At 46.2% G+C, this 865-nt stretch carries 1 protein-coding gene; it reads right to left on the bottom strand.

What is annotated here, in order from left to right; all coding sequences use genetic code 11:
- A partial coding sequence (locus A3756_RS20520; RefSeq protein WP_255376529.1) for an alpha-amylase family glycosyl hydrolase occupies window positions 1–827 on the bottom strand: 827 nt, incomplete at its 3' end.
- Between the last annotated feature and the right edge of the window lie 38 nt (window positions 828–865).

Raw genomic sequence — 865 nt, 5'->3', positions numbered from 1 at the left:
TCGGGCTGAGCATGTTCGATTAACAAACGAAGCAGGCGAACGACGTTATGTGTTTCTTCCAGATTGATACTGCTAGTACCGGCACGCTTCCATAGAAAGGCAATAGCATCCAGGCGAAATACTCGAACGCCCATATCGAGGTAGTGTCTAATGATCTTGATGAATTGCAGTAATACCCGAGGGTTTCTGAAATCGAAGTCGACCTGATCATGACTAAAGGTACACCATACGTGTTGCGTGCCGTAAGGCGTTTCAGTTTTTCTAAGTAGTGGGCTTGTTCTGGGCCTAACGACAGCGCTTAGGTCTGTTTCCGGGTCTTCGGTAAAAAAGTAATCGTGTCCAGGGCCTTCGGCTTTAATAAAGTTCTGAAACCAGACACTACGGCTAGAGCAATGGTTAATCACCAGATCACTCATAAGCTTATAGTGGCTGGCGATGTCCTGGATATCGGGCCAATCGCCTAAGGCTTCATTAACGCTTGAAAAATCCATGACCGCAAAGCCATCGTCTGAGCTATAGGGGAAAAAAGGCAGGATATGAACTGAATTAATGGTGCTTTCACAGTGCTCGTCAAGAAAGTGCTTGAGTGTATGGAGAGGTTTTTCCCCATCGACAAGAAATGTGTCGCCATAAGTAATCATGCACGTTGTTGATTGATCCCATAATGTCTGGTGATCCCCTGGTGTCTGGCAGCTAGTATCTAGCCTCATTTCCTTAAGCGCGCTATCTGTTAGAGAGGCGGTGCTCTCGTTTAGTTCGATGTCATGATAAATAACGTCCAGCAAGTGTTGAGCTTGCTGGACTAGAGCCGAGTATATAGAGTTCATTGTGAGAAAAACTCCTTATTGTCAGCCTCCACCGCTGC

It is taken from the genome of Oleiphilus sp. HI0086 (genome assembly GCF_001635225.1).
This window is presented reverse-complemented; position numbering and strand designations above follow the sequence as displayed.